Origin of the sequence: Streptomyces liangshanensis (assembly GCF_011694815.1) — a bacterium.
Classification (GTDB): domain Bacteria; phylum Actinomycetota; class Actinomycetes; order Streptomycetales; family Streptomycetaceae; genus Streptomyces; species Streptomyces liangshanensis.
The window spans coordinates 663,765-686,822 of record NZ_CP050177.1 but is presented as its reverse complement, the minus strand read 5'-3'; the positions used below and the strand labels follow the sequence as shown (position 1 = coordinate 686,822).

General features: G+C 71.1%; 18 protein-coding genes. 8 read left to right on the top strand and 10 right to left on the bottom strand.

All coding sequences use genetic code 11. The annotated features are described in order from the left end of the window. Positions 1 to 563 precede the first annotated feature (563 nt). The 3 genes from HA039_RS02965 to HA039_RS02955 all read left to right on the top strand — a co-directional run bounded on the left by HA039_RS02965 (position 564) and on the right by HA039_RS02955 (position 4,745). On the top strand, positions 564 to 1,505 hold the full coding sequence (locus HA039_RS02965; RefSeq protein WP_167023317.1) for an SCO0930 family lipoprotein: 942 nt from the start codon (positions 564 to 566) through the stop codon (positions 1,503 to 1,505). A 256-nt stretch (positions 1,506 to 1,761) separates the two neighbouring features. Next, on the top strand, positions 1,762 to 2,574 hold the full coding sequence (locus HA039_RS02960) for an SAM-dependent methyltransferase (RefSeq protein WP_167023314.1): 813 nt from the start codon (positions 1,762 to 1,764) through the stop codon (positions 2,572 to 2,574). Beyond that, positions 2,571 to 4,745, top strand: a complete 2,175-nt coding sequence (locus HA039_RS02955) for a putative bifunctional diguanylate cyclase/phosphodiesterase (RefSeq protein WP_279592815.1) — start codon at positions 2,571 to 2,573, stop codon at positions 4,743 to 4,745. Before HA039_RS02960 ends, HA039_RS02955 begins: the two co-directional genes overlap by 4 nt. On the opposite strand, the gene HA039_RS02950 is transcribed toward HA039_RS02955, so the two are convergent. Then, entirely contained in the window at positions 4,742 to 5,734 is a 993-nt protein-coding gene (locus HA039_RS02950; RefSeq protein ID WP_208298525.1) for a LysR family transcriptional regulator, read from the bottom strand. The genes HA039_RS02955 and HA039_RS02950 overlap by 4 nt on opposite strands. 82 nt (positions 5,735 to 5,816) lie before the next feature. Between HA039_RS02950 and HA039_RS02945 the strand changes: the two genes are divergently transcribed. The 3 genes from HA039_RS02945 to HA039_RS02935 are packed head-to-tail and all read left to right on the top strand — an operon-like array spanning position 5,817 to position 9,230. Next, entirely contained in the window at positions 5,817 to 6,524 is a 708-nt protein-coding gene (locus tag HA039_RS02945) for a succinate dehydrogenase (protein WP_167023305.1), read from the top strand. Between the two features lie 16 nt (positions 6,525 to 6,540). After that, positions 6,541 to 8,487 (top strand): fumarate reductase/succinate dehydrogenase flavoprotein subunit, encoded by a 1,947-nt coding sequence (locus HA039_RS02940; RefSeq protein ID WP_167036070.1) that lies wholly within the window; start codon positions 6,541 to 6,543, stop codon positions 8,485 to 8,487. Further along, positions 8,484 to 9,230 (top strand): succinate dehydrogenase/fumarate reductase iron-sulfur subunit, encoded by a 747-nt coding sequence (locus HA039_RS02935; protein ID WP_167023302.1) that lies wholly within the window; start codon positions 8,484 to 8,486, stop codon positions 9,228 to 9,230. The genes HA039_RS02940 and HA039_RS02935 overlap by 4 nt, the downstream gene beginning before the upstream one ends. Here the strand turns inward: HA039_RS02935 and HA039_RS02930 are convergent. The 3 genes from HA039_RS02930 to HA039_RS02920 form a co-directional block, all read right to left on the bottom strand. Continuing rightward, the gene (locus HA039_RS02930) at positions 9,227 to 10,069 is read right to left on the bottom strand and encodes a serine peptidase (protein ID WP_167023299.1); all 843 of its coding nucleotides are present in this window, start codon (positions 10,067 to 10,069) and stop codon (positions 9,227 to 9,229) included. The two genes, HA039_RS02935 and HA039_RS02930, sit on opposite strands and share 4 nt — an antisense overlap. After that, positions 10,066 to 13,998, bottom strand: a complete 3,933-nt coding sequence (locus HA039_RS02925) for a P-loop domain-containing protein (protein ID WP_167023296.1) — start codon at positions 13,996 to 13,998, stop codon at positions 10,066 to 10,068. The genes HA039_RS02930 and HA039_RS02925 overlap by 4 nt, the downstream gene beginning before the upstream one ends. 169 nt (positions 13,999 to 14,167) lie before the next feature. Next, positions 14,168 to 15,175 (bottom strand): LLM class flavin-dependent oxidoreductase, encoded by a 1,008-nt coding sequence (locus tag HA039_RS02920; RefSeq protein WP_208298524.1) that lies wholly within the window; start codon positions 15,173 to 15,175, stop codon positions 14,168 to 14,170. Positions 15,176 to 15,235: 60 nt separating this feature from the next. Here HA039_RS02920 and HA039_RS02915 point away from each other — a divergent pair, with 60 nt between their 5' ends. Next, positions 15,236 to 15,739 carry a phosphatase domain-containing protein gene (locus tag HA039_RS02915; protein ID WP_167023290.1) on the top strand — a complete coding sequence of 168 codons (504 nt, stop codon included), beginning with the start codon at positions 15,236 to 15,238 and terminating at the stop codon, positions 15,737 to 15,739. A gap of 37 nt (positions 15,740 to 15,776) precedes the next feature. Here the strand turns inward: HA039_RS02915 and HA039_RS02910 are convergent, their stop codons facing one another. The 6 genes from HA039_RS02910 to HA039_RS02885 all read right to left on the bottom strand — a co-directional run bounded on the left by HA039_RS02910 (position 15,777) and on the right by HA039_RS02885 (position 21,502). Continuing rightward, a complete protein-coding gene (locus tag HA039_RS02910; protein ID WP_167023287.1) occupies positions 15,777 to 16,001 on the bottom strand; it encodes a dodecin in 225 nt (74 codons plus the stop codon). A 116-nt stretch (positions 16,002 to 16,117) separates the two neighbouring features. After that, a complete protein-coding gene (gene dhaK / locus HA039_RS02905; protein WP_167023283.1) occupies positions 16,118 to 17,113 on the bottom strand; it encodes a dihydroxyacetone kinase subunit DhaK in 996 nt (331 codons plus the stop codon). 76 nt (positions 17,114 to 17,189) lie between these two features. Next, positions 17,190 to 17,840, bottom strand: coding sequence for a dihydroxyacetone kinase subunit DhaL (gene dhaL, locus HA039_RS02900; RefSeq protein ID WP_167023280.1), 651 nt, complete (start codon positions 17,838 to 17,840; stop codon positions 17,190 to 17,192). Between the two features lie 23 nt (positions 17,841 to 17,863). Further along, a complete protein-coding gene (locus tag HA039_RS02895) occupies positions 17,864 to 18,670 on the bottom strand; it encodes an HAD-IA family hydrolase (RefSeq protein WP_167023277.1) in 807 nt (268 codons plus the stop codon). Between the two features lie 5 nt (positions 18,671 to 18,675). Then, the gene (locus tag HA039_RS02890; protein WP_167023274.1) at positions 18,676 to 19,536 is read right to left on the bottom strand and encodes a class II fructose-bisphosphate aldolase; all 861 of its coding nucleotides are present in this window, start codon (positions 19,534 to 19,536) and stop codon (positions 18,676 to 18,678) included. 169 nt (positions 19,537 to 19,705) lie between these two features. Further along, complete coding sequence (locus tag HA039_RS02885; RefSeq protein ID WP_167023271.1) at positions 19,706 to 21,502, bottom strand: response regulator; 1,797 nt, start codon at positions 21,500 to 21,502, stop codon at positions 19,706 to 19,708. A 268-nt stretch (positions 21,503 to 21,770) separates the two neighbouring features. On the opposite strand from HA039_RS02885, the gene HA039_RS02880 reads away from it, so the two are divergent. Next, a complete protein-coding gene (locus HA039_RS02880) occupies positions 21,771 to 23,024 on the top strand; it encodes an extracellular solute-binding protein (protein WP_167023268.1) in 1,254 nt (417 codons plus the stop codon). Positions 23,025 to 23,058: the final 34 nt, after the last annotated feature.

Sequence of the window (23,058 nt, the reverse complement as noted above, 5' to 3'; positions counted from 1 at the left end):
GTCGGCTCGGGGGCGGGCGGAGTCGGCTCAGGGGTGGGGGTCGGGGTGGGTGTCGGGGTTGGCGTCGGGGTCGGGGTGGGCGTGGGTGTCGGGGTGGGTGTCGGCGTAGGAGTGGGCGTGGGTGTAGGGGTGGGTGTGGGCGTGGGCGTCGGTGTCGGCTTCGGCGGGTGCGAGTGGTGCGGTGGATGCGGCGGCCAGGGCGGGCAGTGCCCGCCCCCCGTACTCACCACCGCCCGGATCGAACCGTCCGGGCCTATGGACGCGTAGGCGCAGCTGGTGGCGGCGGCCGGTACGGGCGCGGCGAACAGCCAGATGAGTGAGGCGGCCGCCACCAGCCGGCCGACTTGGGATCCGTACACGGGCAGGATCTTGTTCCTCAAATTTTTCCGACACGCGGAAAGTCGGAAGAATTCCCCCTGATAGGGGGATTTGGCGGGGCGGAGGTTTGGACGCCGAAAAGTTTTTCCGGCCGCGTTGAACGCGGGGCGGGGCCCGGCCCGTACTTAGGGCCATGAACCGGCGCACCCCGGCGCCCAACTGACTTACTCACAAGCGGAGTTGATATGAACACCTGGCGGAACGCCTCGCTCGCGGTGACCGCGGTGGCCGTACTGGCCCTGACGACGGCGTGCGGTCAGGAGCAGGGCACCACCACCACCAACGGACAACCGGTCGGAGCCGCGGCCGCGGCGGGGGACGGCTACGGTTCCGACGCCTACGGCTCGGACACGGCGGCCAAGACCGAGGCCACGGCGGCGGGTCAACTCGCCGTCTGGGACAGCAAGGAGCTCGGCGAGGTCGTCACCGACAGCGAGGGCTTCACGCTCTACCGCTTCGACAAGGACACCGCCAGCCCGCCCAAGTCCAACTGTGAGGGCGACTGCGAGAAGGCCTGGCCCGTGGTGTCCGCCGAGGGCGCCAAGGCCCCGGCCGGTGTCGACCCCTCCCTGCTGGGCGAGGTCGCCCGCGCCGACGGCACCAAGCAGCTCACCATCGCCGGCTGGCCGATGTACCGCTACGCGCAGGACAAGAGCCCCGGCGACGCCAACGGCCAGGGTGTCGGCGGCACTTGGTTCGCCTCCGCCCCCGACGGCAAGAAGGCCGCCCCGGCCGACGCCGCCGCCGACGTCACCGTCGCCGACCTGCCCGGGCTTTCGGTCCGCAAGGACCCGAAGCTCGGTGAGATCATCGTGGATTCCAAGGGCATGACGGTCTACCGGTTCAAGAAGGACTCCGCGTGGCCGATGAAGTCGGCTTGCGTCGGGCCCTGCCTCGACAAGTGGCCGGTTGTCGCCCCCGTCGACAAGAATGACACCGAGGGGATCATCGAGAAGGGCTTTGTGACCTTCGACCGGCCCGACGGAATCAAGCAGCAGAGCATCGACTGCTGGCCCGTGTACACCTTCAGCGGCGACAAGAAGCCGGGTGACACCAACGGCCAGGGTGTGGGCGGCACTTGGTACGCGGTGTCCCCGCAGGCAAAGCTGGTCGGAGCGCCGAAGTAGTCTCCCCGTCGCCTCCGGCCCGCCCGGTCCGCCGTCCCACGCCCCCCGCGTGACGGCGGACCGGGTGCGTCTGAGGGGGTGTCAACAGCGGTCGCCGGTAAGGCATGCGGTCAAGAGACGTGTTCAAGACGTGTGACGAAGAACGGACCGTTAATTTCCGTTTGGGCTCGCTCTCTTGGCGGGCGATCAGTAGCCTCGGCTCGAACAACCGGCCATGTACATGGCCGTGACCCCGTGGCGACTGTTGGAGACATCGATGGAGCGTCCCGCCTGGGCCCCGCAGGGCATCGACATATCGGTGCCGAGCGTTTCCCGCATTTACGACTACTATCTGGGCGGTTCGCACAATTTCGAGGTGGACAGGGAAGCCGCGCGCAAGGCAATGGAGTTCATGCCGGGGCTGCCCACGATCATGAAGGCGAACCGCGCGTTCATGCGCCGCGCGGTCGAATTCGCCCTGGCCGACGGGGTCGACCAGTTCCTCGACATCGGTTCCGGCATTCCGACGTACGGGAATGTCCACGAGGTGGCCCACGCCGTCGACCCGGCCGCCCGGGTGCTCTACGTCGACCACGACCCGGTCGCGGTCGCCCACAGCCAGGCCGTCCTCGACGGGGTCGGCCACGCCGCCGTCGTGAGCGCGGACCTGCGCAAGCCCGACACGATCCTCGGCAGCCGCGAGGCCGCGGGACTGCTCGACCTGGAACGCCCCGTGGCGCTGTTCCTCGTCGCCGTCCTGCACTTCCTGGAGGACGCCGACGACCCGTACGGCGCGGTCGCCGAACTGCGGGACGCCCTCGCGCCCGGCAGCCTGATCGTCCTCACCCACGCCTCGTACGAGGGCCTCCCGGTCCCGCGGGAGCAGGCGGGCGGCGCCGTCGGCGTCTACCGCACCATCCGCAACCCGCTGGTGATGCGCTCGCGCGAGGAGACGGCCCGCTTCTTCGACGGGTTCGAGATGGTCGAACCGGGCCTGGTGGCCATGCCCGACTGGCGGCCCGACAGCCCCGCCGACCAGGAGGATCCTTACGCCTTCTCGGGCTTCGCCGGAGTGGGACGCAAGGCGTGATGATGCCGGCGCAGGAGACAGCGGGACCCTCGTCGGACCCCGACGGTCCGGAGGACAGACTCGGGCGGCTCGCGACGATCTGGAGCCGGGCGATCTTCCCGGCCAGCGCGACGACGCTGACCCGTACCGAGTTCACGGCGCTCCTCCTCCCGCTGGCACGGGAGTTGAGCGGCGCGCTGCACGCGCGCCACTTCGACCCCGCGCCCGCGGGCGGTGTCGGGGCGTCCCTGGTGGCGGCGCACTGCACCGACCCCGAGGCCCTCGGCCGTACGCTCGGCGTCGTCGACTCGTACCTCGTGCTGTACTGCGGTACGGACGCGCTGGCCGCCGACGAGGCCAGGGCCAGGTGCGCCCGGCTCCAGCACGCGCTGGCCGCCGGCTTCGCCCAGGCGCTGCGCGAGCGGACCCTCGCCGAGCAGGAGGCCATCGCGCGCTCGGCGCTGACCGCCCGCAGCCACGCCGAACAGGCCCTGCACGCCACCGAGGTGCGGTTCCGCGCGGTCTTCGACGGCGCGGCCGTCGGCATAGGGATCGCCGACCTCGACGGCAACGTCCTGGAGGTCAACGACACCCTCACCCAGATGTTCGGCGGGCTGGAGTACCACGTCCGCAGCCGCAACGTCAGCGAGTGGGTCCACCCGGAGGACGTCCCCCAGGTCTGGCGCATGTACGGCGAGCTGGTCCGCGGCGAGCGCGAGCACTTCCGCGTCGAGAAGCCCTTCTACCGCAACGACGGCACGGTGCTCTGGACCAACCTGACCGTCTCGCTCCTGCGGGACGCCGAGGGCGCGCCGCAGTACCAGCTGGCGCTGATGGAGGACACCACCGAGCGGCGGCTGCTCAACCTGCGGCTGCGCTACGAGGCCACGCACGACGCCCTGACCGGCCTGCCCAACAGGACCCTGTTCTTCGAGCGGCTGGAGAAGACCCTCGCCGCGCCGGGCGGCAGCCGCTTCGGGCTCTGCTACCTCGACCTCGACGGCTTCAAGGCCATCAACGACAGCCTCGGGCACTCGGCGGGCGACCGGCTGCTGGTCGAGGTCGCGGACCGGCTCCAGAGCTGCGCCACGGCCCCGGGCGAGATGGTGGCGCGGATCGGCGGCGACGAGTTCGTGGCGCTGACCACCGGACACACGTCGTGCGGCGAGGTGGCCGACCTCGCCTCCCGGATCCTCGGCGTCCTCGCCACCCCGATCCGGCTCGACGGCCGCGAGTTCACGGTCCGCGGCAGCATCGGCATCGTGGAGGGGCCGGTCGCCGGGCGCGCCCCCGCCGAGGTCCTGCGCAGCGCGGACATCACCATGTACCGCGCCAAGGCGGCGGGCGGCAACCGCTTCGAGCTGGCCGACGCCGAGGCCGACGCGCGCGCGATCACCCGGCACGGGCTGACGACGGCGCTGCCCGCGGCCCTGGAGCGCGGCGAGTTCTTCATCGAGTACCAGCCGCTGGTGCACCTGGACGACGGTACGGTCCACGGCGCGGAGGCCCTGGTGCGCTGGCTGCACCCGCAGCACGGCATCCTCGGTCCTGACCGGTTCATCCCGCTCGCCGAGCACACCGGGCTGATCGTGCCGCTCGGCCGCTGGGTGCTCGAACAGTCCGTACGGCAGGCCAAGGCCTGGCAGGACCAGCTGCCCGGGTCGGCGGCGGGCCGGCCGCTGCGCATCAACGTGAACCTCTCGCCGACCCAGCTGCACCACCCGGGGCTCGTCGCCGAGACGGTCGAGGTGCTGGACCGGATCGGGCTCGCGCCGGGGGCGCTCTGCCTGGAGGTCACCGAATCGGCGCTGATCGGCGCCGACGAGGACCTGCTCAAGCCGCTGCGGCAGCTCGCCGAGATGGGCGTGGACATCGCGCTGGACGACTTCGGGACCGGCTACTCGAACCTGGCCAACCTGCGCAGGCTCCCGGTGAGCGTGCTCAAGCTGGACCGTTCCTTCACCCAGGGCATGCAGCAGCACCCGGCGGACCCGGTCGACCTGAAGATCGTCGAGGGGATCGTCTCGCTCGCGCACAGCCTCGACCTGGCGGTGACGGTGGAGGGCGTGGAGACCGGCGCGCAGGCCGACCATCTGCGCCGGCTGGGCTGCGACACCGCGCAGGGCTGGTTCTACGCGCGCCCGGGCCCGCCGGAACACCTCCACAGGCTGTCGCTGCTGGATGCGGTCTAGGGCGGATCGGTCAGGCCCTCGCGGGCGCCCGCCGCGCCGCCCTGCCCCGCCGCGTCCGGTTCCCGGGCCTCCGCCGACGCGGCGGCCCGGGTCTCCGCCGGCATCGGGGCGCCGGTACGGGTGGACAGCAGGACGCGTTGCAGCTCGCGGGCCGCCCGCGGCGGCGCCACGTCGCTGCGGTGGGCGAGGGCGACGGTACGGCTCAGGCCCGGCCGCGCGAGCGGGGTGACCCGCAGGTCGCGGGTCCGCCCGGCGACCATGCTCGGGACGACGGCCATCCCGAGGCCGGCCCGGACGAAACCGAGCACGGCGTCCATCTCGCCGCCCTCGACGACGAACGACGGCTCGAAGCCCTCGGCCCGGCAGGCGGCCACGGTCAGGTCGCGCAGGTCGTAGCCGTGCCGGAACATCACCAGCGGCCGGTCCGCCAGATCCGCGATCCGCAGCGGGCTGCGCGGCGCCGGCGCGGACGCCGAGGAGACCACGACCAGGTCCTCGTGGAGCAGCTCGACGGTGGTCAGCGCGGGGGAGGGGGCCGGCAGCGGCAGGACCACCAGCGCCAGATCGAGATCGCCGCGGGCCAGCGCCCGTACCAGATCGTGCGAGCCGTTCTCCTCGATCAGCAGCTCGATGCCCGGATGCAGCTCGTGGAAGGCCAGCAACACCTCCGGCAGCAGCCCGGTGCACAGGCTCGGCGGCGCCCCCAGCCTGACCCGGCCCCGCCGCAGCTGCGCCAGCTCCTGCACCTCCAGGCGGGCCGTCTCGGAATCGGCCAGGATCCGGCGGGCGAGCGGCAGCAGCGCCTCGCCGGCGTCCGTCAGCGTGACATTGCCGCGGGCCCGGCTGAACAGCTCGGCGCCCAGCTCCTTCTCCAGCGCCCTGATCTGCTGCGAAAGGGACGGCTGGGAGACGTGGACCCGCTCGGCGGCGCGGGTGAAGTGCCGGGTCTCGGCGACGGCGACGAAGTAGAGCAACTGGTGGAACTGCATCCCCTCATCATAGGCACGCCCTATGGACATGAGCCGGACCATGTCTTGGACCTCTGGTCACGGCGCGCCTACCGTCGGGTACATGGCTCTGGCAACGCGGACGGACCGGCGCGCGTCCCTCCCGCGCACCCTCTGGGGATCGACGGTCGGCAAAAAGGTGATCATGGCCGTCAGCGGCCTCTTCATGCTCGCCTACCTCGTCGCGCACATGTACGGCAACCTCAAGATCTTCTTCGGCCTGGACTCCTTCAACGGATACGCGCACTGGCTGCGGACCATCGGGGAACCCGTCCTGCACTACGAGTGGGCCCTGTGGGGACTGCGGATCGCCCTGGTCGCCGCCGTCGTCCTGCACGCCGTCTGCGCATACCAGCTGAGCCGCCGCGACATCGCGGCCCGCCCCACCGGATACGCGCACCGCAAGCGCCGCACCTCGTACGCCACCCGCACCATGCGCTGGGGCGGGATCATCCTCGCCCTGTTCATCGTGTGGCACATCCTCGACCTGACCACCGGGACCGTGCACTCCGGGGGCTTCCAGGAGGGGCGCCCGTACCAGAACGTCGTCGACACCTTCTCGACCTGGTACGGCAACACCATCTACATCGTCGCGATGCTGGCCCTCGGACTGCACGTCCGGCACGGGTTCTGGAGCGCCGCCCAGACCCTGGGCGTGGGCAGCCCCACCCGCGAACGGATCCTCAAGGCGTCCGCCGACGTCCTGGCCGTGGTGCTGACCGCCGGGTTCATCGCCGTGCCCGTGGGCGTCATGAGCGGGGTCGTGAGCTGACATGAACGGAGCCGACATGGACTACACCGACTACGCCACCGGCGCACCGGTCGCCGACACCACGGCCCCGGACGGACCGGTCGCCGAGCGCTGGAACCGCCGCCGCTTCGAGGCGAAGCTCGTCAACCCCGCCAACCGCCGCAAGCACACCGTGATCGTCGTCGGTACGGGCCTGGCGGGCGGCGCCGCCGGCGCCACCCTCGCCGAACAGGGCTACCACGTCGTCCAGTTCTGCTACCAGGACTCGCCGCGCCGCGCCCACTCCATCGCCGCCCAGGGCGGGATCAACGCCGCCAAGAACTACCGCAACGACGGCGACTCGGTCCAGCGCCTCTTCTACGACACCGTCAAGGGCGGCGATTTCCGCGCCCGCGAGTCCAACGTCCACCGGCTCGCCGAGGTCTCCGTCGAGATCATCGACCAGTGCGTCGCGCAGGGCGTGCCCTTCGCCCGCGAGTACGGCGGCCTCCTCGACACCCGCTCCTTCGGCGGCGTCCAGGTCTCCCGTACGTTCTACGCCCGCGGCCAGACCGGGCAGCAACTGCTCCTCGGCGCCTACCAGGCGCTCTCCCGGCAGATCGCCGCCGGGGCCGTCGAGATGCACCCGCGCACCGAGATGCTCGACCTGATCGTCGTGGACGGACGGGCCCGCGGCATCGTCGCCCGCGACCTGATCACCGGCAAGGTCTCCACCTACTTCGCCGACGCCGTCGTCCTCGCCTCCGGCGGCTACGGCAACGTCTTCTACCTGTCCACCAACGCCAAGAACAGCAACGCCACCGCCGCCTGGCGCGCACACCGGCGCGGCGCGTACTTCGCCAACCCCTGCTTCACCCAGATCCATCCCACCTGCATTCCGCGCTCCGGCGAGCACCAGTCGAAGCTGACGCTCATGAGCGAGTCCCTGCGCAACGACGGCCGCATCTGGGTCCCCAAGGCCCACGGCGACACCCGGCCGCCCGGGCGGATCCCCGAGGACGAGCGCGACTACTACCTGGAGCGGATCTACCCCGCCTTCGGCAACCTCGTCCCGCGCGACATCGCCTCCCGGGCCGCGAAGAACGTCTGCGACGAGGGCCGCGGGGTCGGCCCCGGCGGCCAGGGCGTCTACCTCGACTTCGCCGACGCCCTCGCCCGGCTCGGCCGCAAGGCCGTCGAGGACAAGTACGGCAACCTCTTCGAGATGTACGAGCGGATCACCGCGGAGGACCCGTACCAGGTCCCCATGCGCATCTACCCGGCCATCCACTACACGATGGGCGGACTCTGGGTCGACTACGACCTCCAGACCACCCTGCCCGGCCTGTTCGCGATCGGCGAGGCCAACTTCTCGGACCACGGCGCCAACCGCCTCGGCGCGTCCGCCCTGATGCAGGGCCTCGCCGACGGGTACTTCGTCCTGCCGGCCACCGTCAACGACTACCTGGGCCGCAACCCGCACCTCGAACCGGTCGACGACACCCACCCGGTGGCCGTCGAGGCCGTCGCCGACACCGAGGACCGGCTGCGGCTCCTGCTGGCCGTCGATGGCGACCGTACCCCCGACTCCTTCCACAAGGAGATCGGCGAACTGCTCTGGGACCACTGCGGAATGGCCCGTACGGAAGAGGGCCTGCGCAAGGCGCTCGGCCGGATCCCGCAGATCCGCGAGGAGTTCTGGCGCCGGATCAAGGTGCCCGGATCCGGCGAGGAGTTCAACCAGTCGCTGGAGAAGGCCAACCGGATCGTCGACTACCTCGAACTCGCCGAGCTGATGTGCCTCGACGCCCTGCACCGCGCGGAGTCCTGCGGCGGCCACTTCCGCGAGGAGTACCGGACGGAGGGCGGCGAGGCGGAGCGCCGCGACGAGGAGTTCTCTTACGCGGCGGCCTGGGAGTTCACCGGGACCGGCGCCGCCCCCGTCCTGCACAAGGAAGACCTCGTCTTCGAGTACGTCCACCCCACCCAGCGGAGCTACGCATGAGGCTCACCCTGCGCGTCTGGCGCCAGCACGACGCCGACGCCCCCGGCGCCATGGTCACCTACGAGGTCGACAAGATCTCCGAGGACATGTCGTTCCTGGAGATGCTCGACACCCTCAACGAGGAGTTGATCCTCAAGGGCGACGAGCCGGTCGCCTTCGACCACGACTGCCGCGAGGGCATCTGCGGCGCCTGCGGGGTGGTCATCAACGGCGACGCCCACGGCCCGGAACGCACCACGACCTGCCAGCTGCACATGCGGCACTTCGACGACGGCGACACCATCGACGTCGAACCGTGGCGGGCCGGCGCGTTCCCGGTCGTCAAGGACCTGGTGGTGGACCGCTCGGCGTTCGACCGGATCATCGGCGCGGGCGGCTACATCACCGCCCCCACCGGCTCCGCCCCCGACGCCCACGCCACCCCCGTCCCCAAGCCCGACGCCGACTTCGCGTTCGAACACGCGGAGTGCATCGGCTGCGGCGCGTGCGTGGCGGCCTGCCCCAACGGCTCGGCGATGCTCTTCACCTCCGCCAAGGTCAACCACCTCAACGTCCTGCCCCAGGGCGCCCCGGAACGCGAGACCCGGGTCCTGGACATGGTGGCGACGATGGACGAGGAGGGCTTCGGCGGCTGCACCCTGGCCGGCGAATGCGCCACGGCCTGCCCGAAGGGCATCCCGCTCCCGTCGATCACGGCGATGAACAAGGAATGGCTGCGCGCCACGAGGAAGGCGGCGCGCTAACCAGGCGTGTCCGCCCGGTGGTCGGACGACCCGCCTCCCGGCCCTTTCGGGGTGAGGACCTCGCGTACCGTCGTATGACGCAGATAGTCGAGCGCGCTGTGCGGCCACAGGGGTGCGATGCTGATGTCGGGCCGCTCCTCCACGCCGGAGAACAGCTCGGCCAGTGCGCCCTTGGGCACCGCCACGAAGTCCCCGGTATCGGCGATGTTGACCCAGCGTCCGACGTTGGCGGGCCTGGCCCCGCGACCGTGCAGAGGGGCTGGGTCGAGCCGGTGGAAGATCGCGTGGGGGAGCGCGAGCGGGGACCCCAGGGTGAGCAGGAGCTCCACCTCCATCTCGTCCGCCAGGTCGTGCAGGGCCTCGTACGCGACGACGCTGCCCAGTGAGTGCGCGACGACCACCCGCGGCCGGTGCCGCAGGAGAGCGGCCCTCACCCGCTCCCGTACACCGTCACGTCCGGCCGCGAAGTACCGCGTGACCTCGGGGAAGAACAGGCGCACCGACTTCTCCACCACGGCGGGGCGCTCGCCGGTGCGTTGGGCGATCCTGCCGCAGACCCACCGGAGCCACCCCGTCGCGCGGCCCTGGACCCCGTCGGGCTCGATCCCCCAGACGCGGGCCCAGGAGGCGACGAGGTCGAGGTCGTCGTCGGTCAGCTCTCCGCTCTGCTTCTGACTGCGCAACAGGTCGGCGTAGTAAGCGTGTTCCAGGTCGAGCCCGGCGGCGGTGGGGCCGAGGGCCGCCAGCCATTCGGCTTTGAGGCGTGCTCCTCCCGCGCGGGGGGTGGTGTCCGCGGCGCGGTAGTTCCGTACGCCGTGGAAGGCGAGGACGCGGGTCATGGGGCACCCTCTCCGGAGCGTGAGCAGTCGTAGACGGCGATCGCTCCACGGGTGGAGACGAAGAGTTTGTCGGGGCCGGCGAAGTGGAAGCGGTCGGGCCGGGTGGGCAGCGGAATTCGCCCTGTGGGGCGCAGGCTTTGGGTGTCCCACACCCTGATCAGGGTGGGCCCGCCGCGAAACTGGTCCGCGTCCGTCGCCAGGAGGACAGCGAGTAGTCCCCCGTCGGGAGAGAAGCAGGCAACCGGCCTCGTCCCGGGAATCGCTTCCGCCGAGGGGATCTCCACGATCGTGGAGCGGGACGGGAATCCGATGCGGGCGAACAGGAGATTCTGGTCGGTACCCAGGAGAACGATCAGGTCGCCGTCGGGGGAGATCTCCAGCAGGCGCGTGGCGGCGTGCCTACCCAGCGAGATCTCGGACAGCACCTCACCTGTCGCGGGGTTGTACAGGCGGAGCGTTCTGCCCTCGTTCTCTGCCGCCACGAGCAGACGGCCGTCCGAGGAGCAGCGGACCATGTCGGCGGGGAACTGGACGAGCGGGGCGGCCGCGGAGGTGTCGACCACTCTGTTCCAGAGGCGGATGTCACCGTCCCCGTCACCGGTGAGGAGCAGGAAGGGCGACATGGGATGGAAGGCGCACCCAGAGATGTCATCGGTGTGCCCGCGCAAGTGACCGACGATCTCCGTGGACGCCACATCGAGGAGGTAGACCGTCCGTGCGTAGCCGACGGCGAGCAGGGCCCCGTCGGGGGAGAACGCGAGCGCACCCGTGATGTCCTCCTCATCGAGCTGGGCGAACCGGATGATCTCGCCGCTCGCGGCCGATCGCACCGTCAGTATTCCGTCGGAGTCGAGTGCGACGAGGAGCGCACCATCGGGCGAGAAGGCGACCGCCGCAGTCCAGTTCGTGGTCAATCGCTTCGGTTGCTGCCACTGGTCGGTGCTGTTCCACAGCGTGACACCGTCGCGGCCGCAGGCCGCCAGGCGAAGGCTGTCAGGGCTGAACGCCACCACGCTGATCGGGTGATCGTGTTGAAGCCGAGCCACTATTCCGGGCGGACCGCTGGTCACGTCCCAGACAGAGACCGAGTGGTCCTCGCTTCCCGCGGCGAGCAGCGATCCGTCCGCCGAGAAGGCCAAGGAGACGACGTGGTTGGAATGGTAGGGCCAGGGGGAGCCGATCAGGCATTGGTTCTCCACGTCCCACAACTGGAGCTGACGGCCGTCGGCACCGGTGTTGAAGGCGAGCCGTCTGCCATCCGGTGAGAAGGCCACCGCGGACACCCAGCCCTCGGGGGCCCCGAAGGGGCGGACAGTGAGCTGCCAGGTCTTCGTCTCCCGGACCTGCACCCCTTCGTGGGTCGCCGCCGCCAGTAACTTCCCGTCCGGTGAGAAGACCAGGTCGTGCACCATGAGCCCCTCGGACATCACGAGCCGCGCACTGGTGTCGAGGTGTCCTCCCTCCGCCCACAGGACGGGATGGCCGGTTCCCCGCTGATGGGCCGACAGGGACCTCGCGATGGCGCTGAATTCGTCGTGCATGCCGTCGAGGTTCAGCCGCAGCGCGTCGTAGGCCAGCACCGACGCCCGGTCCGCCGCGTTGGTGAACAGGCCGTGCGCGGCCCACGACGTACCGAGCAGGCTCACATAGTCCGAGGCGCGTGCGGACGTCGTCAGATCGAAGGCCCTCAAGTCACGGCGGGTGTCGAACCGGACCAGGAAGTGCGGGTCGGTGAGGAGCCGTTCCGCGTGGTCCGGCGACTCGGCCTCGACGACATGCTCCAACGCGTGCCGCAGCACGTACGGTTCGGCCGTCTCCCAGGAGTCGGGCTGTGCGGGATTCGGCGCGTACGGTCCGGTGATCGCGGCGAGCAGTTCCTTCTCCAGAACCAGAGCCTGGGGCGCGTCGACGGGCTCCAGCCCCGCGTGCGGATGGTCCCGGAGGTGGTCTGTCAGCCCTTGGTGGAACAGGCGGTAGAGCGCCACGTCGCCGACGGGGTCCCGGCCGGTACGCAGATAGGGCGAGGCCTCCCTCAAGGTCCGGACGAAGTCCTCTTCCGCGAAGTCGGTCTCCGGCCCGTCCGGTGTCTCGCGGAACACAGCCACACACCGTCGCAGCACGGTCAACGGCATGCCGTCCCCCTTCGACCGCGCCAGCGCGGCGAGGACCGGCCGGAGCAGCGGCAGGCTCGACTGACGTGCCGTCAGCACCGCTTCGAGGATGGTGGGGAGATCCCCGGCCGCTCGAAAGGCGTGCGCCGACGCCGACACCAGGTCCTGCGGAGGGTTGTCCAGGGTCACCAGGTAGTGGACGAACATGCCCGCCAACAGGAAAGGGCCCCAGGAACCGCCCGGCCCTCCGTCACGGACGATCCGCCGCGACGCCGTGTCGGCGAGCAGGTCGACGTAGTCGGACGACGCCGTGCCCGGCGCGTACCGCCTGTCCGATCGCAGCAACGCCTTGATGTAGGACCGGATGTCCCGCTCGACGACGGCCGGGTCGGCGGTGTCCAGGTCGAGCCAGGTGACCCGGGACGGTGTGTCCACCTCCGCCGCCACGTCCGGGACGGCCGTCCGCCGGCTTCCGGCCAGCACCCGGCAGGGCTGTCCCGGGCGTTCGTCCTTCTCGGGCGGTGCCGTCAACACCTCGATCAGTCTGACCACGGCATTCGGCTCCGCGCTCTCGTCCACCGCGTCGATGACGATCAGACGCCGCTTCTCCTCCGCGAAAAGAGCCTCGCGGAGGCTGTAGGCCGTCCACCGGAAGGTGTCGAGGGCGCCGTTGTCGTCGTGCGCGTTCCGCCCCTCCTCGGGTTCCGGAGGCGTCAGTCCTCCTTGGCCCACGATCATGTCGATCACCTGCCGCTCCGTACGCTGCCGCGCGTGGAGCGAGATGATGTCGGGGATCTCGGGCAGATCATGGTCGGCGGCCTCCCACAAGGCCCTGAACCGCAGACGCAGATGCGGGTGCGCGGCACAGACCAGCACACCCAGCAGCCCCGACTTCCCGGAACCCGCCGCGCCCGTGACGATCAGCAGCGGACTGTCCCCTTCGAGCCACCGACGGTACTCCGCCAGCGGGCCGGCCTGTCCGGAGAAGAAGCCCGTGGTCGGCGACGCGGAGACCAGGCCCCGGCCCGACGCCCGGTCGGTGAAGTACACGGCGTCGCTGATCTCCGCCCCGGTGGCGACCTGGGTGCCGAAGTCCTGGCCGGGCACGTACCAGAAGGACTCGCGGCGGCGCTCGATCTCCTGCTGGGAGAGCTCCACCGCTTTCGGGTTGGGGAGAAACGGCCAGTCGCCGTCGCCCTGTTCGACGCTGAAGCCGAAAGAGATCCGCCAGTCGCTGTCGGCCTTGACCACGGCAGTCACCTGGCCGACGAACTGGGAGAAGTCGAGCGTGCGCGATTCGAGGGCGAAGTCGGTGTCCGCCAGGCGGTGCAGGGCCGTCGCGACCCAGCCGCTGAACCGGCCGCGTTCCGTCGGGGAACCGCTGACCGTGGCGCCCAGGGACCAGACGGCCCGCTCGTCGCCCAGATCGGTGAGCGACTGCCGCCCGGTGGCGGTACCCGCGTCGCACGTGTCCACGAGGAAGACCACCCGCTTGCCGTCACCCTGGCGGTCGGCCTCGCGCTGCGCCCGGCCGATCCACCGGTCGACATCGACCTCGTGCGTGTCCCGGCCGATGAAGGAGAGCCGTCCGCTCCGGTCCTTGACGCCGTGCCCGATGAGATGGATGACGAGGACGTTTGCGGACGGTCGCTTGGTGACGAGCCAGGACCGCAGCAACGTCTCGATCTCCTCCTCGGAGGGATCGGTCACGGACTCGACCTGTGCGCCGAACCGTCCGAAGGCCCCGGCGACTTCCGCCATACGCTCGGGGACGAAGCCCAGCTCCTCCCACTCCGAGCCGTCCTCGAACGTTCCCACACCGATGGACACCACAGCGACGCCCGGCGTGTCCTGAACTTCCGCTGCGTCGAGCAACGCGGCCCCCGAAATGGTCAGTTGACACAGCGCCGTTGGGTGACCGGCGCGGTCCGCCAACTTACCCGATCGCCGGGAGCCTCAAGGCCCCCTTCGTCCGGGCAGGTCCCCCTCAGCCCGAGAGCCCCAGGAGCCCCGCCAGTCGTCGGTACGAGTCCAGTTGGGCGTCCAGGTCGTACGTGCTGGTCGTGACGAGGTACTCGTCCGCCTCGCTGCGGGCCAGGAGCTTTCCCAGCGACTCGGCCACCTCGTCCGGGGTGCCGTACAGGTGGCCCCGCCGGGACTCCTCGAACAGGGAGCGTTCGCGGTCGGTCATCGGGGTGGCGAGGACGGTCTCCACCGGGAGCAGCGGCGGGAACTCGCCGTGCGTGCGGGACCAGGCGGCCGACCAGGCCTCGGGGAGCAGCAGGCGCCGGGCCTCCTCGGTGGTGGCCGCCACCGCGATCGTGCCGGACAGCATCACGTACGGCCGCTCGCCCCACGCCGAGGGGCGGAAGTCGCGCCGGTAGTCCGCCACCGCCCGCAGCATCGCGTCCTCGCCCCGCACGGCCGCGATGACCAGCGGCAGCCCCACCCGTGCCGCCACCGCCGCGCCCTTGCCGGTGGCCAGGACGAAGGGCGGCGGGCGCAGGCCCTCGGCGGGCCGGGCGCGGACGCGGGGGCCGGTGCCCGGCGTGCCGGAGAAGTAGCCGAGCAGCTCCTCGATCTGGCCGGGGAAGTGGTCGGCGTCCTCCTTGTCCCGGCCCAGCGCCTTCCGTACGCCGTCGGTGAAGCCCACGGACCTGCCGAGCCCCATGTCGACACGCCCCGGGAAGAGGGACTCCAGGACGCCGAACTGCTCGGCCACCACGAGGGGCCGGTGGTTCGGCAGCATCACCCCGCCGGTCCCCACCCGGACGGTCGACGTCGCGGCGGCGACGGCCGCCGCGAGGACCGTCGGCGCCGACCCCGCGACCCCGGGGACCCCGTGGTGCTCGGAGACCCAGAAGCGGTGGTAGCCGAGCGCCTCGATCTCCTGGGCGAAGCGCACGGTGTCCCGCAACGCCTGGGGGGCGTCGCTGCCCTCCCGCGTACGGGAGCGGTCGAGGACGGAGAACGGGATGCCGGGGGAGATGCTCACGTATCGTTCAACACCCTCTCCGGCCGGTGATTCCCCGGGTGGATTGCCTAGGCTGACGGTGTGACGACGAAGAAGACCGGTGCCGTACGGCGGCCCGTGGCCGTGTTCGACCTGGACGGGACCCTCGCGGAGACCGGCCACCGCCAGCACTTCCTGGAGCGCGCGCCCAAGGACTGGAACGGCTTCTTCGGCGCGGCCGGCGACGACACACCGCTCGCCGAGGGGGTACGGCTGGCCGTGGCCGCCGCCGAGGAGTGCGACCTCCTCTACCTGACCGGACGGCCCGAACGCTGCCGCCGCGACACCCTCGCCTGGCTGGCCGCGCACGGCCTGCCCGACGGGCCGGTGCGGATGCGGCGCAACGAGGACCGGCGCCCCGCCCGTACGACCAAGCTGGAAGTCCTGCGCGAGCTGGCGCGGCAGCGCGAGGTCCGTGTGCTCGTCGACGACGACGAACTGGTCTGCGCCGCCGCCGAACGGGCGGGCTTCCGGGTCGTACGGGCGGACTGGGCCAGCACGTCACAGGCCCTCAAGGACGGCCAGGGGCGCGAAGGACGCACCTGAGGCGCGTGCGGCCCGCCCGGGACACCTGACCGGTGTCTCAGGAGCCGTCGTCCGCCGGGTCCAGCCGGAACCCCACCTTCAGGCCGACCTGGAAGTGCTCGATCACGCCGTCCTCGATATGGCCCCTGACCTCCGTCATCTCGAACCAGTCCAGGCCGTGCAGCGTGGTGGAGGCACGGCTGATGGCGTTGCGGATGGCGTCGTCGACGCCCTCGTGGGAGGTGCCGACGATCTCGGTGACCCGGTAGGTGTGGTTCGACATGGAGCGGTCTCCTCTGCACGCGTCGCGGATGTCGCGGGGCTGTGGTTCCACGGTGCCCCAGGGCGGGGCGCTCCGCGAGACCAGGAACCCCGCGTACCCGCTCCCGGGACCGCCACTCAGAAGACGTGCACCGGGATCTCGGCGGGCGCGGCCAGCAGGTCCGCTATCTCGTCGTCCAGCCGCACCAGGGTCAGCGACGCTCCCGCCATGTCCAGCGACGTGCAGTACTCGCCGACGTAGCTGCGCCGGATCTCGACCCCGCGCTCCACCAGCTGCTTGTGGGCCTGCCCGTACACCAGGTACAGCTCACCGAGCGGGGTGCCGCCGAGGCCGTTGACCATCAGCGCCACGCCGTCGCCCGACACGTACGGGAGATCCTCGACCACCGCGGTCAGCAGCTCCTCCACCAGGGAGTCCGCCGACCGCAGCTTCTCCCGGCGCCTGCCCGGCTCGCCGTGGATGCCGACGCCCATCTCGATCTCGTCGTCGGGCAGGTCGAACAGCGGCGCCCCCTTGGCGGGCGGGGTGCACGCGGTCAGCGCCAGCCCCATCGTGCGGGTGACGGCGTTGACCTTCTCGCCGATGCGGTACACCTCGTCGAGATCGGCGCCCCGCTCGGCCGCCGCGCCGCACGCCTTCATGACGAAGAAGTTGCCGGCCACCCCACGGCGTCCGACGGTGTACGTCGAGTCCTGCACGGACACGTCGTCGTCGATGAACAGCGTGCGTACGGTCACCCCGTCCGCGTCCGACAGTTCCTCCGCCATCTCGAAGGCCATGCGGTCACCGGTGTAGTTGTTGACCAGCAACAGCACGCCCTTGGGGGACGCGACGCGCTTCACCGTCTCGTACACGTAGTCGGTGGGCGGCGCGGAGAACACGTCACCCGGACAGGCCGCGTCGAGCATGCCCGGTCCCACGCTCATCACGTGGGCCGGTTCGTGCCCGGAGCCGGAGCCCTGGACGAGGGACACCTTGTCCTCCCGGGGCGCGTCCGCGCGCATGATCAGGTTGTACTCGGGGACGTACCGGAGGGTGTCGGGGTTGGCCAGGGCGAGGCCCTCCAGCATCTCCGGGACGTAGTTCTTCGGGTCGTTCACGAACTTCTTCATCAGGTCGCTCTCCTCGATCGGGTCGGGTGGGGACGCCGCGTCCCGGGGCCTCGTGTCCCGGGGCGCGACGGACGCTTCACACGTGGGCCGGCCATTCGTCGGCGACCCGTTCCGCCATGACCGCGACGGCCATGGCGCCCGCGTCGGGGGAGCCGATGCTGCGCTCCCCGGTGTAGCTCGGCCGTCCCCGCATGGCCTGCATGGGGGTGGTCGCCTCGGCGGCCGCGCGGGCGCTCTCCGCGACCACCGCGGACAGGTCGGCCCCGTCCCCGCCGCCGCCCAGCGCCTTCTCCAGGGCGTCCGTCATCGGGATCAGGGCGTCTAGCAGCGTCTTGTCGCCGAGATCGGACCTGCCCCGCTTCTTGATGCCCTCGGCGGCGGCGCGCAGCATCGCCACGGCGTCCTCGCCGGTCAGCGCGGTCAGCTCGGACCGGTCGGAGATCGCCCCGGCCGCCCGGAGGAACGCGGTGCCCCACAAGGGGCCCGACGTCCCGCCCACCCGTTTGGAGATCACCAGGGCGATCTTCTTGAGGAAGTCCGAGGGGGTGTCGCGGTCGAAGGAGTCCCAGTCGGCGAGGACGATCTCGAACCCCCGGGCGAGCGAGTAGCCCAGATCTCCGTCGCCGACGACGGCGTCGAGATCCGAGAAGGCGCGTTCGTTCTCGACGGCCGTCCTCGCGATCGTCCGTACGACAAATTCGAGGTCACTGGTGGTTGCGGTCGACATGTCTCTCCTCACCTGGCCTGACATCAGTGCGCGCCGGGCACGGCGGCGAGCAGGAATTCGAGAGCGGCGAGCCGTACGTACGGGCCGGGCTCCGCGCCGAACGGGTCGCTCAGCACGTCGGCGGCCGTCCCCGCCGGGTCGGGTCCCTGCCCCGGCGGGTCGCCCAGCGACGACATGACCAGCAGGGCTTCGGTGAAGTCCTCCTCCGCGGTGTACGCGCTGGTCGTGACCACACAGCCCAGCCCCGCGTCGCGCGCCGCGCGCAGGCCGTTGCGGCTGTCCTCGATCACGAGGGTCGCGGTGGTGTCGAGCCCGAGCCGGGCCACGGCGAGGTCGTAGATGTCGGGAGCCGGCTTCTTGCGGGGGACGATGTCCCCGGCGAACACGCTGAAGCGGGTGGCGAGTTCGGGGCCGACGGCGAGGTTGAGCACCCCGCGCACGGACCGCTCCGCCGACGTCGAGGCGACCGCGAGCGTCCACCCGGCCGCGTCCGCCTCCGCGGCGATGCGGCGGACCCCCGGCCGGGGCGGGATCGTCCCGGCCGCGATGATCTCGACATAGATCTCGGTCTTGCGCCGGTGCCAGCGGGCGACCTCCTCGTCGAGCAGGCGGGGATCGGCGGGCAGCCCGGCCTCGGCGACGAAGGACGGGGTCAGCAGTTTCCGCATCCGCTCCTTGCCGCCGCCGACCTTCACCTTCTCCGCGTAGTCCGCGTCGCTCCAGCGCACCGGGAGGCCGAACTCCTCGAAGGTCCGGTTGAACGCCGGCAGATGCCCGTACCGCTCGGTGTCCGCGAGGACGCCGTCGCAGTCGAAGACGAGCGCGGGCACGGCACTCACCTCGCCCGGCCGGCGCTGCCGAACACGGTCATCAGCGAGCCGGCCAGGTCGACGACGTCCTGGCGCACCGACCTGAACAACGACGGCGGATCCCATTTCCGTTTCTCCGCGGCCGATTCCAGGAAGGCGAGAGACGATTTCATGAAGGTCTCCTTGAGCGCGGTCGAGATGTTGACCTTCGCGCATCCCCGGCCGATCAGGTCGCGGAACTGCTCGTCCGACATTCCGCTGCCGCCGTGCAGGGCGATGGGAATCGAGCGGGCGGCCACCAGGTCGGAGACGCGCTGGAAATCCAGGACCGGTGTCTTCCGGTACGAACCGTGGGCATTGCCGATCGCGGGCGCGAAGACGTCGACGTGTGTGGTGTCGAGGAATTCCAGCGCGACGTCCAGATCCTGCTGCGCGGCGGCGGCGTCGCTGCCGACGCCGTCCTCGACGCCCGTGATGGACTCGATCTCGCCCTCCACGTGCGCGCCGTGCCGCCGGGCCTCCGCGACCACCTCGACGGTCTGCCGCATGTTCTCCTCGACCGGCAGGTGCGAGGCGTCGAACAGGACGGAGTTCCAGCCCCGGTCCAGGCATTCCGTGATGACCTCGCGCTCCGGGCAGTGGTCCAGATGCAGCGTGACGGGCACCTCGATACCGGCCGTCATGGACGTCCACATCGTGTACAGGACGTCGCTGCCGATCGATTTCACCGTCTTCACCGAGGTCTGCACGATCAGCGGCGAGGAATTCTCCACCGCCGCGGCGAGCACCGCCTCCAGGGTCAGATCGTTGAACACATTGATGGCCGGCACGCCGTAACGTTCCTTGAAGGCGCCGGACAGGATGTCGGTCAGCGGGACGACGGACACGTGAACTCCCGGGATCGGAATTTCCCCCGCGTTTCCCTGCTCTCCCCCCGCCTTTCCCTCTCCCTCTTTCTTTCCCTCTGCTTTCGAGGCTAGCCGTGAAAGGACCGCGGGTCGGCCGGGAATTCCCCCATCCCCGGGTAGGGAATCCCCCCACTCCGGTAGGCGGCGCTCAGTCTCCGTCGGACGCCGCGCGGTGCGCCAGCGCCGTACGGTTCGGGGCCCCGGTCTTCCGCAGGACGGCCCCGACGTGCTTCTCGACCGTCTTCACCGAGATGCCCAGCGCGGTGGCGATCCGCTTGTCCGGCAGCCCGCGCTCCACGAGCGAGCGCACCTCCCGCTCCCGCCCGGTGAGGGGATCCGGGGCCGGGTGGTCGCGGTCGGTGATGCTCCGCAGGACCCGCTGGCTGAGCAGGACGTCACCGTGGGCGGCGGCCAGCACCGCGCGGACCAGGCCCGCCCCGTCCAGGTCCGAGCCCACACACCCGCGCGCACCGGCCCGTACCGCCTCCGGGAGCAGCGGGTCGCCGAGGTCGTCGGTCATCACCAGCACCGCCGTACCGGGGCTCGCGGAGCGGACGTACGAGGTCAGGCGGGCGCCGTCGAGGCCCGGCATCCGCAGGTCCAGCAGAACGACGTCCGCTTCGAGGACCCGTACCGCGTCGACCACCTCACGGGCGTCCGCGATCTCTCCCACCACCTGGATCTCCGGCCCCGCCCGGTCGAGCAGCCGCACCAGACCGGCCCGTACGACAGGGCGCCGGTCGACCACCAGGACCCGCCACGGCGTCATCGTGCCCGCGGACCGGTCCTCGTCCGCCGGGGTACGCGGGATCCTGGCCCGGATCCGGGTGCCCCAGCCCGGCGTGGACTCGATGCGCAGGTCGGCGCCCAGCTGGTCGGCCCGGGCCACGATGCCGCTCAGCCCGAGCCCGCTGCGGCGCACCTCCGTGTCCCCGGGGTCAAACCCCCGCCCGTCGTCCTCCACGACCACGGCGACGTCGTCCGCCCCGTACATCACCCCCACCCGGATCAGGGCGGCGCCCGCGTGCGTGACGGCGTTGGTCAGCGCCTCCTGCACCAGGCGCAGGGCGTGCGCGGCGACCTCGGGAGCCAGCGCCGGGCGCTCGCCGGTGACCACCAGGTCCGTCCGGACCCCGGCGGTGGAGCGGACCCAGCCCAGCTCGACGCCGATGGCCTCGTCCAGCGGGCGGTCCTCCAGCAGGGACGGGCCGAGGCCGAGCACGGTCCTGCGGGTCTCGGTCAGCGCGGCCCTGGCGGCGGCCCGCACGGCGGCCAGCCGCGCCGGCCGGTCGGCGGTCCCGGGGCCGTCCATGTGCAGCAGGATCGACCCGAGCGCGCGGGCCACGGTGTCGTGGACGTCCCGCGCCACCCGCTCCCGCTCGGCGCCGACCGCGAGGCGGCGGGCCCGCTCCTCGGACCGCTGGTGCAGCCGGGCGTTGGCCAGCGCGATCGCCGCGTGCTTGGCGAAGACGTCGAGGAGGTCCACGTCCTCCTTGCCGAAGCGCACCCCGGGATCGGTGCTGAAGACGACGCACACCCCGATGATCTCGGCCTGCCACACGATGGGCACCCCGACCGTGGCGTGCAGCCGGTCGCGGTCCCCGGCCCCCACATGGCCGCCGGGGACATCGCCGTACCGGTCGAAGAGGCGGGGTCCCCGGTGGGCGACCACCGCGCCCGTCACGCCCTCCCCGAGCGGGAAGACGGCGCCCTCCTGGCAGGCGACCCCGAGGTCGGCCTCCTTGCGGTACGTGCCCGCCCGCTCGTCGACCGTGCTGATCGACCCCGCGTCGGCGCCCAGCAGGCTCACGGCCCGGCTCAGGATGCGGTGCAGGAGCGGCTGGAGGGCGAACTGCCCCGCCAGGTCCTCGACCGCCCCGCTCAGGGCGTCGACCTGGGCGTTCGGCCCGGCCCGGCCGCCTCCGGGGAGGCCGGTGTCACCCATGGGCCCGGTGAGAGGTCGCCATACATATCAGCGTATCCCCGGGCGGTCCGCCGCGCGGCTCCGCACCGGTGTCCGCCCAGGTCAGGGCGGGGTCCGGAGGGGGAACGGGCCGTCGTTCACGGGGTGTTCGCCCCTGTTTCGTCTTTCAGGCGGGACTTGACCGCTCCTTTGGTACATACCAAAATCCGACACACCCGTGCGAGTCATGATCGCTCGCTCCCCCCACGTCGGGCTCCTCTCCGTGCGCTCATGCCAGAAGGTGACCTACGTGAAAAACCGATGTCTCGTCAGCTCCGTCGCTCTTGTGTCCTGCACGGCGCTCGGCGGCTGCGGGCTGCTGCCCGGCGGCAGCGACTCGACCACCGTCACCGTGTGGCTGATGAAGGACAGCGTCTCCGACGAGTTCCTCGACCGCTTCGTCAGCGCGTACGAGAAGGAGCACCCGTCCATCGAACTGGACGTCAAGATCCAGGAATGGACCGGGATCGGCGACAAGGTGCTCGCCGCGCTGGACAGCGACAGCGCCCCCGACGTCATCGAGGTCGGCAACACCCAGGTCGCCCAGTACGCGGAGAGTGGCAACCTCCGGGATCTCACCCTGGAGTCGGTACGGGACCTCGGCAGCGAGGACTGGCTGCCCGGCCTCGCCCAGCCGGGCAGCATCAACGGCGCCCAGTTCGGGATCCCTTGGTACGCGGCCAACCGCATCGTGATCTACAACAAGGAACTGTTCGCGCTTGCGGGCATCGACAAGCCGCCGAAGACCCGCGACGAGTGGATCGCGGACACCGAGGAACTGAACGCCGGAGGCACCCAGGGCATCTACCTGGCCGGCCAGGACTGGTACACCCTCGCCGGGTTCATCTGGGACGAGGGCGGCGAACTCGCCGTCCAGAACGGCGGCGACTGGACGGGTACGGTCGACACCCCCGCCGCGCTCCGGGGCATGGCCTTCTACAAGGAACTCCAGTCCCTGGGCAACGGGCCGAAGAACTCCGACGAGGCCAAGCCGCCGCAGGCGGACATCTTCGCCAAGGGCGACGTCGCGCAGATGATCTCGACGCCCAGCTCGGCGCGGCTCATCGAGGAGCAGAACCCCGACCTCAAGAACAAGATCGGCTTCTTCCCCATCCCGGGCAAGACCGCCGACAAGCCGGGAGCCGTCTTCACCGGCGGCTCCGACCTGATCGTCTCCAAGAACTCCCACCACCACTCGGCCGCCGCCGACGTGGTCAAGGCGCTGGCCGGCCAGAAGTGGCAGACCGACCTCGCGCGGACCATGAGCTACGTGCCCAACAAGACGACCCTCGCCGGCGTCATCGGCGGCGACGCCAGCACGGCCGCGATGGCGGCGGGCGCCGCGCAGGGGCGGGCCACGCCCAACTCCCCGCAGTGGGCGAACGTGGAGGCCAAGAACCCGATCAAGCCCTACATGACGGCCGTCCTGGAAGGCGCGGACCCCAAGGCGACCGCGAAGGCCGCCTCGGAGAGCATCACGCGGGCCCTCAACTCCGACGAGTAGGCGCGGCGCGGCGGGGGACTCCCGGCATTCAGCC

Excerpts from the sequence above, each read along its gene's own strand:
- HA039_RS02940 (WP_167036070.1), top strand. The coding sequence starts at position 6,541 with ATGGACTACACCGACTACGCCACCGGCGCACCGGTCGCCGACACCACG.
- dhaL (WP_167023280.1), bottom strand. The coding sequence starts at position 17,840 with ATGTCGACCGCAACCACCAGTGACCTCGAATTTGTCGTACGGACGATC.
- HA039_RS02945 (WP_167023305.1), top strand. The coding sequence starts at position 5,817 with ATGGCTCTGGCAACGCGGACGGACCGGCGCGCGTCCCTCCCGCGCACC.
- HA039_RS02930 (WP_167023299.1), bottom strand. The coding sequence starts at position 10,069 with ATGACCCGCGTCCTCGCCTTCCACGGCGTACGGAACTACCGCGCCGCG.
- HA039_RS02885 (WP_167023271.1), bottom strand. The coding sequence starts at position 21,502 with ATGGGTGACACCGGCCTCCCCGGAGGCGGCCGGGCCGGGCCGAACGCC.
- HA039_RS02965 (WP_167023317.1), top strand. The coding sequence starts at position 564 with ATGAACACCTGGCGGAACGCCTCGCTCGCGGTGACCGCGGTGGCCGTA.
- HA039_RS02935 (WP_167023302.1), top strand. The coding sequence starts at position 8,484 with ATGAGGCTCACCCTGCGCGTCTGGCGCCAGCACGACGCCGACGCCCCC.
- dhaK (WP_167023283.1), bottom strand. The coding sequence starts at position 17,113 with ATGAAGAAGTTCGTGAACGACCCGAAGAACTACGTCCCGGAGATGCTG.
- HA039_RS02910 (WP_167023287.1), bottom strand. The coding sequence starts at position 16,001 with ATGTCGAACCACACCTACCGGGTCACCGAGATCGTCGGCACCTCCCAC.
- HA039_RS02960 (WP_167023314.1), top strand. The coding sequence starts at position 1,762 with ATGGAGCGTCCCGCCTGGGCCCCGCAGGGCATCGACATATCGGTGCCG.
- HA039_RS02950 (WP_208298525.1), bottom strand. The coding sequence starts at position 5,734 with ATGCAGTTCCACCAGTTGCTCTACTTCGTCGCCGTCGCCGAGACCCGG.